Raw genomic sequence first — 479 nt, forward strand, 5'->3', positions numbered from 1 at the left:
TGTGTAAAGAGACTCAACGGTCAATTCCATTGCAGGACACTCCGACGAAGTCGGCAGGAATTCAACCCTGAGTCTCTGACTGGGGATGCGATACAAATCCTCAATCCATGGCCTTCCCAGCACTCGAGCAACATCCACACCCTGGAACGGGTTAAACCATGGCCGAATGGGATTCTTCTGCAGATTCTCTTTAATTGCCTTTTCGATCTCGGTATCTTGGATGTTGGATGCGCGGGAGTACTTGACGAACGCACCCCCTTCTTTAATACGGGGAACTACCTGTTTGATCTGCAGCGGTAAGTTGTCCGGTACAGCACGCTGGATGATGTGTATGGGCTCTGATGCTGCAAAGTGTGGTCTATTGATCCGTTTCAATGCCTCTTCATATGACCGGGTTCCTCTCATAGGGCTTCCTAGCAACCATTGTAACTTGGACGGGAAGATATCTTGGACCCATCAGCACTGGACTGTGTTAATAT

At 49.3% G+C, this 479-nt stretch carries 1 protein-coding gene; it reads right to left on the reverse strand.

Annotated elements, in window-relative coordinates:
• Positions 1–405 (reverse strand): hypothetical protein (locus tag JS756_RS39035; protein ID WP_205387464.1); only part of this gene is annotated, 405 nt, incomplete at its 3' end.
• Between the last annotated feature and the right edge of the window lie 74 nt (positions 406–479).

It is taken from the genome of Streptomyces actuosus (genome assembly GCF_016921115.1).
Lineage (GTDB): Bacteria > Actinomycetota > Actinomycetes > Streptomycetales > Streptomycetaceae > Streptomyces > Streptomyces actuosus_A.